Source organism: Lysinibacillus sp. OF-1 (assembly GCF_028356935.1).
Taxonomy (GTDB): Bacteria; Bacillota; Bacilli; order Bacillales_A; family Planococcaceae; genus Lysinibacillus; species Lysinibacillus fusiformis_D.
Genome location: NZ_CP102798.1, coordinates 2,844,423 through 2,857,110 on the forward strand (window position 1 = coordinate 2,844,423; position 12,688 = coordinate 2,857,110).

General features: G+C 35.6%; 15 protein-coding genes. 3 read left to right on the forward strand and 12 right to left on the reverse strand.

Annotated elements, in window-relative coordinates:
- Positions 1-114 precede the first annotated feature (114 nt).
- A complete protein-coding gene (locus tag NV349_RS13795) occupies positions 115-975 on the forward strand; it encodes a MerR family transcriptional regulator (RefSeq protein ID WP_058844028.1) in 861 nt (286 codons plus the stop codon).
- Between the two features lie 167 nt (positions 976-1,142).
- Positions 1,143-2,312 carry an MFS transporter gene (locus NV349_RS13800; protein WP_058844027.1) on the forward strand — a complete coding sequence of 390 codons (1,170 nt, stop codon included), beginning with the start codon at positions 1,143-1,145 and terminating at the stop codon, positions 2,310-2,312.
- A gap of 99 nt (positions 2,313-2,411) precedes the next feature.
- Here NV349_RS13800 and NV349_RS13805 read toward each other — a convergent pair whose 3' ends face one another.
- Together NV349_RS13805 and NV349_RS13810 are read right to left on the reverse strand one after the other, a co-directional pair.
- A complete protein-coding gene (locus NV349_RS13805) occupies positions 2,412-2,822 on the reverse strand; it encodes an Asp23/Gls24 family envelope stress response protein (protein WP_036122753.1) in 411 nt (136 codons plus the stop codon).
- A 125-nt stretch (positions 2,823-2,947) separates the two neighbouring features.
- Positions 2,948-3,274, reverse strand: a complete 327-nt coding sequence (locus NV349_RS13810; RefSeq protein WP_036122750.1) for a nucleoside triphosphate pyrophosphohydrolase — start codon at positions 3,272-3,274, stop codon at positions 2,948-2,950.
- Between the two features lie 105 nt (positions 3,275-3,379).
- Here NV349_RS13810 and NV349_RS13815 point away from each other — a divergent pair, with 105 nt between their 5' ends.
- On the forward strand, positions 3,380-3,688 hold the full coding sequence (locus NV349_RS13815) for a hypothetical protein (RefSeq protein WP_271910251.1): 309 nt from the start codon (positions 3,380-3,382) through the stop codon (positions 3,686-3,688).
- Between the two features lie 833 nt (positions 3,689-4,521).
- Here the strand turns inward: NV349_RS13815 and NV349_RS13820 are convergent.
- The 10 genes from NV349_RS13820 to NV349_RS13860 form a co-directional block, all read right to left on the reverse strand.
- Positions 4,522-5,286 (reverse strand): hypothetical protein, encoded by a 765-nt coding sequence (locus NV349_RS13820; protein ID WP_036122747.1) that lies wholly within the window; start codon positions 5,284-5,286, stop codon positions 4,522-4,524.
- A gap of 269 nt (positions 5,287-5,555) precedes the next feature.
- On the reverse strand, positions 5,556-5,825 hold the full coding sequence (locus NV349_RS13825) for a hypothetical protein (RefSeq protein WP_101967010.1): 270 nt from the start codon (positions 5,823-5,825) through the stop codon (positions 5,556-5,558).
- Between the two features lie 504 nt (positions 5,826-6,329).
- Complete coding sequence (locus NV349_RS13830; protein ID WP_058844025.1) at positions 6,330-6,830, reverse strand: hypothetical protein; 501 nt, start codon at positions 6,828-6,830, stop codon at positions 6,330-6,332.
- Positions 6,831-7,406: 576 nt separating this feature from the next.
- On the reverse strand, positions 7,407-7,625 hold the full coding sequence (locus NV349_RS23240; protein WP_082673714.1) for a tyrosine-type recombinase/integrase: 219 nt from the start codon (positions 7,623-7,625) through the stop codon (positions 7,407-7,409).
- Between the two features lie 426 nt (positions 7,626-8,051).
- Complete coding sequence (locus NV349_RS13835) at positions 8,052-8,444, reverse strand: hypothetical protein (RefSeq protein WP_271910254.1); 393 nt, start codon at positions 8,442-8,444, stop codon at positions 8,052-8,054.
- 52 nt (positions 8,445-8,496) lie between these two features.
- On the reverse strand, positions 8,497-9,864 hold the full coding sequence (gene accC / locus NV349_RS13840; RefSeq protein WP_089934541.1) for an acetyl-CoA carboxylase biotin carboxylase subunit: 1,368 nt from the start codon (positions 9,862-9,864) through the stop codon (positions 8,497-8,499).
- Positions 9,865-9,878: 14 nt separating this feature from the next.
- Positions 9,879-10,382, reverse strand: coding sequence for an acetyl-CoA carboxylase biotin carboxyl carrier protein (gene accB / locus NV349_RS13845; RefSeq protein WP_036116828.1), 504 nt, complete (start codon positions 10,380-10,382; stop codon positions 9,879-9,881).
- 200 nt (positions 10,383-10,582) lie between these two features.
- On the reverse strand, positions 10,583-11,137 hold the full coding sequence (locus NV349_RS13850; protein WP_036116826.1) for a SpoIIIAH-like family protein: 555 nt from the start codon (positions 11,135-11,137) through the stop codon (positions 10,583-10,585).
- Entirely contained in the window at positions 11,138-11,497 is a 360-nt protein-coding gene (locus NV349_RS13855) for a hypothetical protein (protein WP_244504886.1), read from the reverse strand.
- 267 nt (positions 11,498-11,764) lie between these two features.
- Positions 11,765-12,676, reverse strand: coding sequence for a stage III sporulation protein AE (locus tag NV349_RS13860; protein WP_036116822.1), 912 nt, complete (start codon positions 12,674-12,676; stop codon positions 11,765-11,767).
- Between the last annotated feature and the right edge of the window lie 12 nt (positions 12,677-12,688).

Consider the following 12,688-nt stretch of genomic DNA (forward strand, 5'->3'; position numbering starts at 1 on the left):
ATAAACAAATGAAGGAACGAAAATCTCGCCTATTTTACTGCGAGGATTGCAAGCATAAAATTCGATTTGATGCCATTCGGAACTTCTTTAGCTATTACTAGTGGAGGCCATTTTATGAAGGAACATTATTATACCATTGGTGAGGTTGCCAAACTTTCAAATTTATCGATTCAGACGTTACGTTACTATGATCAAATTGATTTATTTAAGCCTGCTTATACTGATCCCTACACCCATTACCGTTATTATAAAGGCAATCAGCTTTTCTATTTAGACATTATCAAATCGCTTAAATATATCGGCGTTACGCTCGAAGATATAAAAAAAGCACTGACATTAACTTCAGAAGAATTGCTTGCTTTTTTAGCACAGCAAGAGCTACGTATAAACGAAAAGATTTCACGTTTAAACGAAGCCAAAAATACGTTACTGAAAACGAAAAAACAATTACAGGAGCAAATTGATATCCCGATTTTTGGTGAGGTCTATATGCAGATAGAAGAAGCTATGCCCGTTCTGCAAGTGACAACAACTGAATTAACACCAACATCGAGCACGAGTACATATTATGCAACATTAACTAAAATCATCGAAAAGGAAGGCAGTGTCTTAAATAGTCGATATGGTTGTACATATCCTCTTGTGCCCTATAAAGATGTCAATGATATTATTTATGATGCTGTCTTCACTCCTCTTTTAACGGAGCGCACATTTTCGAAGCTTTCACCCAATGTACAGCAAACCATCATCCCTGCTGGTAAGTATGTATGCATTGCCTTTATTTATGACCCCGATACTTATTTTTCGTTCTATGAAAAATTGAGAAATTATGTGTTGGCACAGCAAGAAATTTTTGAATCACAAGTGTATGAGCTATATATGCCAGCAACTCTAACGATGGAGAAAGAAAAGAAATTTATTGTAGAATTAAAGATTAGGCAAAAACAAGAAACAATGATTTCTGCGAAAAAGTAGCTACGGATTCGTATAACTCCTCATGAAAACTTCCAAACTAATAAAAACTTTTAAAAATGAAAACAAATCTTTTGACCCTATAGTTACTATAGGGTTTATCGTATTACATGGAAATAATCTAGTAGATTTAATACAAATGTATCGTGAACAAATAGAAGGAGTACTTTATGAGCAAGAAACAAAATATAACTTTAGCCATTTTACTGTCTAATCTTTTCATTGCCTTTTTAGGGATTGGCTTAGTCATCCCTGTTTTACCAACGATTATGAATGAGCTTCATATTTCGGGCTCTGTCGTTGGTTATATGGTGGCAGCCTTTGCTATCACACAATTAATCGCATCACCAATTGCTGGTAAGCTTGTCGATAATATTGGCCGCAAAATTATGATTGTTGCAGGTCTTTTTATTTTTGGACTTTCAGAGTTTTTATTCGGCTTTGGTCGTTCAGTTGAAATACTCTTTGTCTCCCGTATGCTAGGTGGCGTGAGTGCAGCTTTCATTATGCCAGCCGTAACTGCCTATATTGCCGATATTACAACATTGGCACAGCGTCCAAAAGCACTTGGTTATATGAGTGCAGCCATCAGCACAGGGTTTATAATCGGTCCTGGCATCGGTGGTTTTTTAGCTGAATATGGTACACGTGTACCATTTTATGCAGCTGGAGTACTTGGTCTGTTCGCGGCTATCCTGTCATTTATGTTTTTAAAAGAACCGACACGTGCTACAGACAATGAAGAATCGGCACCATCTATTGTTGGTAGTGTCAAGCGAGTTTTTAGCCCGCTCTACTTCATTCCATTCATTCTTATTTTCGTTCTGTCATTTGGCCTCGCTGCATTCGAATCGCTATTTAGCTTATTCGTCGATCACAAATTTGCGTTCACACCATCTGATATCGCCATTATCATTACAGGAAGTGGTATTGTAGGTGCCTTGGCTCAATTAATACTATTTGATTGGCTGACAAAGAAAATGGGCGAAATTAATGTTATTCGTTACTCACTAATCCTTTCAGCAGTTTTAACATTCGCCATGACGATAGTGAATCATTATTTTGCCATCTTATTTGTTACATTCTTTATTTTCGTAGGCTTCGATTTAATTCGTCCTGCAGTTACTTCCTATTTATCAAAAATCGCCGGAAATGAACAAGGATTTGTTGGTGGAATGAACTCTATGTTTACAAGTCTTGGTAATATTTTCGGCCCTATCTTAGGTGGTATATTGTTCGATGTGAATCTGAACTATCCATACTATTTTGCCACAATCGTCTTAGTGCTTGGCGTCATTCTTGCATTATTCTGGAGAAAGCCAAAGCATATTGAATTATAAAAATGAACGATACACATCTATACAAATGAATCCTAGAGAATCCTCCTAAAAAAGGATTGCCCTTGCGATGAACAAATCATCGTTGGGCAATCCTTCTTTTTATTCATGTACTACAGTTTCTTCTTTTTCGAAATGAATTCCTGTAATATGCACATTCACTTCTGCTGTTTCTAGTGCTGTCATATTCAAAATAGCTTGTCGTATTTGGGTTTGAACTTCCTTCGCTACCTTAGGAATGGCATATCCATATTTCACAGAGCAAAATACATCAATAGCAATTTCACCAGTTTCCGTTACACCTGATTTAATGCCTTTATTGTGTACTTTTTTACCGAAACGTTCAGCGACACCCGTCGCAATATTTCCACGAGTTGCAGCAATGCCTTCAACTTCATTGACAGCAATCCCAGCTACAACTTCGATCACCTCTGCTGCTACCTCAATTTTTCCAAGCTCTTCTTTTCCAGAAGGTGTTGGTTGTACGAAAGATTGTCCTACTTTCTCTGCCATACAAATATCATCCTTTCCCTTACACATCACAAACAAGTGCTGTACTTACGTTCATTATACTATAAAAAGGAAGGTTTGGCTGTCGAAAGCCGTTTTAATTTATCGATAGAATCGTTGAATTGAAATTATTGATCCTCGACATCTATTAGGTAAACCCCATTTTCAAATCCACCACGTATTATTTTCTTATACTCACGAGTTGCATCTAGCTCTTCATAGCTTACACCTAACACTCTTATGGCTGCATGAATAAGCTCAAGTATATCCGCTAGCTCCTCCATATTTGCTTGTCTATCTTTTGCGTCATGAAATTCTGATGCTTCTTCTATCATCTTAGCTTTTATTGCATTCAATAGCTCATTAGATTCTAGGGCTCGCGCATGATAAGATAAACCCTTCGCTTGAATAATGTCTAAAATCTTATCTCTTACAAGCTTATTGTATACAGGCATCTATTGATTAACTCCCATTCATCCAAAAGTTTTGTACTATCACCAACTTCTATTATATAGTATCATTTCTATAATATAGAAATAGTTTCAGAATAGAGGTGTAGGATGTTACGAAAATGGTTGTTGGGTATTGGGGCGGCTGTCATTATTTTTACAATGCTTATTTTATTATTAGGAAATAGAGCTACTGAAGATACCTTGCTCGCAAAAAATATAATGGAGCAAGCTAATGGTGGCTCAAAAATCGTTTCACTAAATCAATTGACTACTTTTGATTGGGAAAAAGCACAAGTTTATGGACCTTATTTTAAAGTTCCCATAAAGAGAATGAAATTTAGTGTGACAACCATTACACAACGTTACCGCATTTGCTACATTTGTTCTTCCCTCATTATACCAATGATAACCGTCTAAATGATGCGCAACTGGATTTCCACCCTTATTATCAAAACAACATTGGCATGTGTAATTGTCACGACTATAAACATACTTTCTCCAAATTCCGTATCCCTCTATTAATCTTCCTTTCTCTCTTTCTTCCTCCGTTTTATATGGCTTGTAGTTCGGGTTTTCTTCTCCAAATCTTCGCCTGCCATACATAGGATTTTTTTTCCTCTAAAATCTCTTTCTTTATTAATGTACGATGATGGTTAATGAAACGTACATTAAATTCTTCTAAAACTTTTTCTTTATTACATTTAGCGCAATACTTGTAACCATCTCTAGGTTTCAATGGTAAGGGTTTTTTCGTCTTGAAGTGTTTAAACAATCCTTACATATAGTAGAATAAGTTGCTTTTGTTTACTTGACCATTCTTACAAGGGCTTTTGTTTCTCCGCATTTATTGCATTTCTTTGACATTTCAAATCCCCTTTAACATCAAATTAATTCAAAATATATTTTTCTCATATAATACAAAGTTACTATTTTTACCACTCGCAATCAACAAACAAACCATTAATTAGGTTTGCTGATAAGAAATCATATATCAAATCTGTTCAATCAATGTACGCTCATTCTATGTCGTCATGACATGCTTCGAAGTGCGTGCGGAATGTTTTCCTTTGCTCCTATCCACCTCTAGTATGGCTCTCATGAAGTCCCATTGAAACTGTCAACCCCAATATGTCATTGCTTCATCAAAGTATCTTGTAGCGTGACTATGGACTTCTAACAGGAAAAATAAAAAAGATAGAGCTGTTTGCTCTACCTTCAAATCATTTTAATACTATGCTAATTCCCAAACCTCAATCTTGTATTGTCACCAATATTCCATCTTCAAAATATAAATATTTCCCGTAAGCTGAATACACCCATTGTTCCGATGTTCCATATGAAGTAATTGTTCTGTTAATATCATCGGGTTCACCCCAATTTGTAGCAAGTACCTGCTCTTTTGTCATTCCTATGTATACTCGATTTTTGCTTTCTTCAATTCTCTTAGCTTGTTCTTTTGCTTCTCGCTCAGCACGTTCAGCTTTATAGTTTGCAATTCTTTCACGAGTTTCATCTTTCCCTTTTTGTATAAATGCTTCAATTTCTTCTATATCTGTTGAGAACTTTTGATATATAAGTGATGTAACATTTTCATTTAACTTTTCCATATCTAAAGATAAAAGGATGTAATCGTAATAATCGAACGTTTCGGCTTTTTCAAAATATTTTTGAACAGCAAGATTATATAGTTCAATTGTTTTTTCTGTTGGTTTGATTTCACTATCAGCAGTTTGAATAAACGTATTTTTATAATGAGTAATTGCATCTAAGTAATTTTCTTCTTCGATAAGCTTAACAATGCTTTTTTCTACTGTTTCAGCTTTTTCTTGACGCTTTTGGTCTTCGACTGAAATTTCTTCTGTTTGCTTAGTTTCAATTAATTCTTCATTTTCTTCTAACTTTTTTTTAGTTTCTTCATTAGTACAACCAACAAGAGTTAATAGGCATAATGTTAACATTATAAGCTTTTTGTATTGATTACTTACTTTCACAACATTTACTTTGTTTTTCCGCAATTTAATTCCCCCAAAACTAATACTATGGACTACAAGACTATTTTACTACACTTATTGCCATATAAGTATTAAAATATCAAAATAGTTCCATCTTTAATATCGATAACCTAAGTTCATCAGAATATTTCGGTATAAAACTATGCGAAATCATTTAGCTACTAGAAGACGAACGACCTTAAAGCAATCTATGTAACCAAGTATCCATCTAGCTGTTTCTCGAATCGTCTAAGAGCAGTTCTGAGAAGTTGGCAACAGAAAAAGTACACCAATTAATGATGTGCCAACTGTTCTTGATTAAACTCTACCTGTCCATGGTTACCAAAACCTGAAGGAATTAGCTCACTAATAAAAGCTCTTCGAACCATTGCTTCGTATTCTTCATCTGTTAGGTTAGCACTTTTAGTAGCCTCATGCTCGGCTACTAAAAGTGTGTATTCATCAGGATAATCCTTATAATATTCCTTAAGCTCTGATACCTTTGAATTAACTTTACTCCATTCATCGTTTAAAAGTTCATCATACTCAATAGTTGGATTCATTACCTTCATAAAGACCAAATGAGCTAGATAATGAAATTTTTTATCATAAGAAAGTCCATTTTCATAAGTCGGTTTCTTCACTTTATCGATTAACAGCCTTGAGAAACGCTCTAAACATGCTCTTGCTATCTCACTATCGCTTTGAGACTCACATGAAATGAAATCACCAAGAATTTCAATCTCAATTGCTTTATAATACCGCTCAATTCCTAACTTTTCCTTAACAGCTTCAGAAACTTCTTCTCTAACTGCTAAGATTTAATCAGGTACATGATATAAGACAAAATACTTTTGATAAGCTTTATACTCCATTCCATAGGATTGTACTACCTGCTCCTCTAGACTTTTTAACTCCTTTATTTCCAAGGGACTTAAAGTATAGTAAGGATAATCTTTCTCTTTACCTACGGAAACATATCTAGCTTTGTATATTGAAGTTATTGAGATATACTTTTGTTTTTTCAAAGAATCCAAAAGATTTTTAAGAGTGCTGACAAGATTTAATTAATACGATTCCCAAAGTTTGTTAGCAATTCCCCTTACCTTCTCCTTTGGAATAATTGTATCTTTTAGTGTGGAAAAAAGCTCATTTACGAAAACAAGTTTCTGTTGACTATTTTCTGTTAAAAAGAATTTTTGTTTTGCTAACTCTTTATAGGTAGTCTCATACTTTCCACATGAAGCTAATTCATTCAATTGCTTAATCACGTAAGGCAATAAAATAGCTTCCTCTTCCATTTTGCGTCCATTACGATTATCTATTTTTGGTAATGGTGTATCCCTAAGCCCAATTAATGTATATCTGCGTTTTTTCCCCCTATGCCCGTTAGATTTCACTTCTTCAAAGTAACGCTCTAACGTACTTATTAATGACTTCAGCGTGTTATCAGGCTTTAGACACCCACGATTTTTCCAAGAAGCACTATCAAACTCAGAACCACTTTCCCCTAGTTCTATTGACAGCTTAATTGCTTCTTCTTTAATATCATAATAATTCTTTTGCAAACTCCTGTTGCCACTATCCTTTCATTGTTTATTCCGATTGACGAATTAAACAGTATTGCCTTGACTTAGTGCCTACGCTTCACTTCGTCACTGCAAATGCAACACTATTGTAATTCATCAATCGGTTTCCAGAAGCATCATGAAGCAGCGAACAAGTTCGTTACTCCACTCTTGCTCTTCGAAAGCGAAAATATCTTCACTAAATCACTTTGTCACATTTCAAAAATACAATTAATTTATTAATATATTGTGTTTTAGAAATGTGACAAAACTATCCATTAATAAAATATAAGTGCAAGTTAAAACCTGCACTTATATTAGGGTTTATTTGTCATTCTCCTCTTAGTTGATATTTTTATTTTTATTCATTTATCAAATAAGAATGTTATTAAAGTAATTATATCACACAAATTACAACACTCAAACATTTTTATAGTTCTTTAGAACTTATAACCGTCTATTTTTATACTATTAATAGTCCTTTAAACTCATACAAATAATTACTAACTATTAAATGAATTGCGAAAAGGTACTCCCCTAAATTTGATTCGATTACATGGATAACCCGTAGTAAGTCTACAAGTAATCCCTCAGTCCCTTCAATACATCATCAGAGCTTATCCCTAAGTATCTCGTTGTGGTTGATAATGATTTATGAGAAAGCGCCTTACTAATTAAAACAACATCCGCCCCCTTCTTCCTTAAGTTAATTGCATACAACCTTCTAATAGCATGAGCACTGATATTGTTTAACTTGTATTTCTTAGCATAGTAAGAAAGCCTCTTAGTAATTATTCAACATCTAGAGAATCACCAAACTTACTTAAAAACACAACTTCATTTCGTTTCTTATAATGTTTACGAATAATATTATTTTGAGTTATCAAACGTTTCAAATACAGTGCTAATTCCTCATCGAAAGGCAATTTCAATACATCACATCCTGGTTCTTCATAATGTCACCTGTCAGTAGCGATGAGTTAGTCTTAAAGTTAATATGTTTCTCTTCTAGCTGTATTAACGTATTCATTCGAATGCCCGTCTTGTATATAGTCAGTATAGCTACCGCATCACGAAACTGAATGAAATTCGTCATATCAAGTAATGACAATAAAATTGACAATTGCTTCTCGTCAGCAGGAAGTTTAATCTTGGTATCAACACGTATACGAACGTCTTTCCAAAAGTTTCTCTCTATACATCCGTTATCGTAAAGCCGATTTAAAACAGCTTTAATGACACGTAGACGGCTTTGTTTCGATACATCTGAAATATCCCTAAGCTCGCAAGCCAACCAAATATAGACTCCAATTTAATGTCATCTACATATTCAATTTTCATTGCATCTACTAAACGTTTAAAAGTATAAATATATTCACTGATCGTCGCTTTACGAACGCACAGACGCATCTGCTCTTTCACAATTAACAAAGCACTATTAATTTCCACACCTTTCTTACCCTCGTGTAATTCGGCTACATCAATCATTAGCTTTGGTGGAGTAATCAGTATCGTATCTTTCTCTTTAAACGTACCCTCAAAACTTGGTAGCTGTATAGCTTCTGTTACATCTTCTAAATCAAAAATCCCTGTACGCTGACCTTTTTTAGCCAAATAAAAAACCTCCTAACTAATAAAAGTTAGAAGGTTTTAAAATTGCGAACGCTTACTTTGCTTTTTCTGCTACACCCAATACATCATTCTCTTCAAGGAACTTCGTATTGAATTGTGCTGATTTGAAAACGTCATTGTTCATTAGTGCTTGGTGGAATGGGATGGTTGTATTGATCCCAGGACCAGATACTTCGAATTCACTTAGCGCGCGGTTCATTTTCGCAATCGCTTCTTCACGTGTATCCGCATGAACAATGAGTTTTGCTACCATTGAATCATAATATGGTGGGATTGTATAGCCTGCATAGACAGCAGAATCAATACGTACACCATAGCCGCCTGGCGTTACATACGTATCTACCGTTCCTGCTGATGGCATGAAGTTTTTATAGGCATTTTCTGCGTTAATACGGCATTCAATAGCCCAACCATTTAATTGAATATCATCTTGTGTGAATGGAAGCTTCTCACCAGATGCGATTTTTAATTGTTGTTGTACAAGATCTACACCAGAAATCATTTCTGTAACTGGGTGCTCCACTTGAATACGAGTATTCATTTCCATGAAGTAGAACTTGTCTTCTTGATAATCATAAATGAATTCGATTGTACCGGCACCTTCGTAGTTACATGCTTGTGCCGCTTTTACTGCCGCAGCACCCATTTCAGCACGACGCTCAGAAGATAGTGCTGGAGATGGAGCTTCCTCGACTAGTTTCTGCATACGACGTTGAACGGTACAGTCACGTTCGCCTAAATGCACTACATTGCCATAGCCATCCGCTAAAACTTGGATTTCACAGTGACGGAAATACTCGATGAATTTCTCTAAATATACGCCAGGGTTGCCGAATGCAGCAGCTGCCTCTTTTTGCGTAATATCAATACCTTTCACAAGGTCTTCTTCTGTACGAGCTACACGGATTCCTTTACCACCACCACCAGCAGTTGCTTTGATGATGACAGGATAACCAATTTGAGCAGCCCATTCTTTACCTGTTTCGATATCTGGCACAATACCAGTGCCAGGAACAAGTGGAACGCCTGCAGCTTCCATTGTTGTACGTGCAACGTCCTTGATACCCATAATTTTAATTGAATCAGAGGATGGACCGATAAATTTAATGCCAGCGTTTTCACAAGCTTCAGCAAAATCAGCGTTTTCCGATACGAAGCCATATCCTGGGTGGATACCGTCTGCACCTGTTTTTTCGGCAACACTAAGCAGCGCTGGGAAGCTAAGATAAGAATCTTTTGATAGCTTTGGTCCGATGCAATAAGCTTCATCTGCTAATTTCACATGTAATGCGTCCGCATCTGCTTCAGAGTAGACAGCAACTGATTGAATGCCTAACTCTTTACAAGCACGAATAATACGCACAGCGATTTCGCCGCGGTTTGCAATTAAAACTTTTTTCATTTGTTTTGCACTCCTTACTCAGCTTTTACAAGGAATAGTGGTTGGCCATATTCTACTAAGTCGCCATCTTTCACAAGAACTTCAACGATTTCCCCTTGCACTTCTGCTTCGATTTCGTTGAATAATTTCATTGCTTCTACGATACATACGATTGTTTCATTTCCTACTTTATCACCTGGTTTTACGTAAACTGGTGAATCTGGGTTTGGTGCTTGATAGAAAGTACCGACCATCGGAGATACAATTTTATGTAACGAAGGGTCGTTAGTTGCTGATGTAGCTGCAGCTGGAGCTTCTTCCACTTTAGCTGGTGCAGGTGTTACTGCTGGAGCTTCTGCTGGTGCAGATTGTTGTACAACAGGGGCTACTACTTCTTTTTTAGGTGCTACAGTTTCTGTAACAATAACATTATTCTTTTTTAGTTTTACTTTTGCGCCATCTACTTCGTACACAAACTCGTCAATTGAAGAAGAATCTACTAATTTAATAATTTCACGAATTTCTTGAATTTTGAACATTTCTAACTCTCCTTATGAAATAAAATCTACTACAATAACTATTCTATATTTTTTCGTATCAATTTGAAATAGTTAAATGAAAATTAAGTAAATATGAACAAAATAAAAGGCTTTCCTTTACTAAACGAAAGCCTTTTCATAACGCTGATATATAACAACTATTTTCAAATTAACTAAATATTTATTTTTTTCTATATTTTTTAATAATTATTTGCACTAAACTTTACTTGCACATCATTTGCGCCTTCCATCTCTGTTTTCACCAAGTAAATAATTTCGTTTGCTTGTGCTTTTGACAATTCTTCAGCCATCACTGTAACAGAAACTTTTTCCCCTTCAGCGCGAACAAACGCATCTGAATAACCTAATGATTTAACAAGCATTTCAAGCATTGCTTCGGCTGATTCACGTTTAATCAGACCATCCATTTCATTAAATGCCTCATTTTTTTCTTCAGCAGAGGATTCCTCTGCAGCAATTTTTTGCGTTAACTGTTCACGTAGCTGACTTCTCTCATCACTTACCTGCATACGCATTTCTTCAAATAAGTGACTCGGTGAAGATACTTCTTGTGTGATATCATTTGTCGCTTCTTTATCAGTAACGCCTGTGACAGCTGTCTGTTGTAGTGTATCATCTGTAAAAATAGTTAGACCATTGAACTGTTTTGCTGGATCAACCAAATAATACACTGAAATGACTGCTACTAAACTTAATAATGTCATAAACCAAACTGTTCTTCTACGTACGCGCATTTACTTTTCCTCCTTATTTTCCATCGGAACGATTATGATTCGATGAATCGGTAACTGCATCACTTGACTGACGACTGCACGAATTTCATTTTTCACAAAGATATCGGATGCACCTTCTGAAACAACTAGCATTCCTGTTACGTTTTTCGCGCTTTGCTCTGTCCCTCGAAAATATTGGCTGAATAGTTTATTGGCCTCTTGGTCATTTGTCATCTCTCCATAATAAAAATAGACTTTAACCTCCCCAACACCTTGCATTGACTTCAAAGTTTGTTCAAGTTTTTCTTCATTGGTGAGTGGTGAACCTTTGTCGCTTGTTGAATTCGTCTGATACATAGGTAAAATGATGAATATTCCCATGGAGGCAGCTATCAAAATTAAAACCATCAATGACGTTGTTTTTTTTCGTGTCTTTTCCACATCACTTGTACATTGCCTCCCTTCATCTTCTCTTTTTCAAGTGTATGTACGCTTGTTTCTTCCTATGAATTGATAAATGGAATCTTTAATAGCAATTGCAAAAATACTAACGTGATGACCAATTTTGTTAGTGAAATTATTTCCTTATCATCCGTTAGAAACACAAATATCTGACATACAAAGAGCAATGCCAATAAAAGAATCAATCTATCTCCCCCCTGCCATCACTTGTACGAATACAATGAGGAAAAAACAAGAAAACATAAATGAAAAAGCAATGAGAAATGATACAGCACATAATGTAAATAGCGATTTACTAATTTGTTCTAGTAGTCTACAAATATCATCAAAGGCGATTGGTTCTAAAATAGCCGCCAACAATTTTAATGAATAAGCACTGACAACGAGCTGTACAGTTGGGATAAAGGACACTGTAATGACGGCGATAAAGGCACTAATACTAGTAAGTGAAGATGTAAATTGTGTCATATGCTGAAACATTGAAAAGCTGTCTACAATAAAAGACCCAACAACTGGAATATTTTCCTCAATTAATTTTTTGACGGGTTCCGCTACAGCAGCATTGACACTAAATGCTGCCACACCGCCTGCAGTCATCAACAGAATATAGCAAATAACGGAGGCAGAAACGATACTCATAATCGTAAAACGAATCAACTCAGCGATTCGTGTAAAAGAAATTTCCTTGACTATGACACTGCACACATCAAAGACAATGGCTAAAAGCACACCTGGAATAAGCCACTTACTACTAATAATGGTCAGGACTTGTACAAAAAACAGTAAAAAAGGCTGCCAGGAAGCAATCGCTGTAATACTACTTGATAGAAGAAAGCTTGAAGTTAAAATGGGATAAAATGCTGTAAATAGATGGGCTAGTCCTTGTGCAATCTCATCAATTAATGTAAAAGACTTAACTACAACTGGACCAATCGTTGCTAAAACAATCAGAAAAAAGAGTATCCTTGTCCCTTTTTCAAATTCTGGTAATACCATGTTCACAATCAAAACAATGATGACGTAGCTGCAAAGCATGAGCGTCATCTTTAGCAAGAGAAAGAATGGGTCGATTAAAAACGATAGTATTTGCTCCTGCAATGGCTTCGCTCC

Bases quoted from the DNA above. Each gene is read 5' to 3' on its own strand.
- accB (WP_036116828.1), bottom strand. From the start codon at position 10,382: ATGTTCAAAATTCAAGAAATTCGTGAAATTATTAAATTAGTAGATTCT.
- NV349_RS13795 (WP_058844028.1), top strand. From the start codon at position 115: ATGAAGGAACATTATTATACCATTGGTGAGGTTGCCAAACTTTCAAAT.
- NV349_RS13850 (WP_036116826.1), bottom strand. From the start codon at position 11,137: ATGCGCGTACGTAGAAGAACAGTTTGGTTTATGACATTATTAAGTTTA.
- NV349_RS13805 (WP_036122753.1), bottom strand. From the start codon at position 2,822: ATGGCAGAGAAAGTAGGACAATCTTTCGTACAACCAACACCTTCTGGA.
- NV349_RS13800 (WP_058844027.1), top strand. From the start codon at position 1,143: ATGAGCAAGAAACAAAATATAACTTTAGCCATTTTACTGTCTAATCTT.
- NV349_RS13815 (WP_271910251.1), top strand. From the start codon at position 3,380: ATGTTACGAAAATGGTTGTTGGGTATTGGGGCGGCTGTCATTATTTTT.
- accC (WP_089934541.1), bottom strand. From the start codon at position 9,864: ATGAAAAAAGTTTTAATTGCAAACCGCGGCGAAATCGCTGTGCGTATT.
- NV349_RS13810 (WP_036122750.1), bottom strand. From the start codon at position 3,274: ATGCCTGTATACAATAAGCTTGTAAGAGATAAGATTTTAGACATTATT.
- NV349_RS13825 (WP_101967010.1), bottom strand. From the start codon at position 5,825: ATGAATCCAACTATTGAGTATGATGAACTTTTAAACGATGAATGGAGT.
- NV349_RS13855 (WP_244504886.1), bottom strand. From the start codon at position 11,497: ATGGGAATATTCATCATTTTACCTATGTATCAGACGAATTCAACAAGC.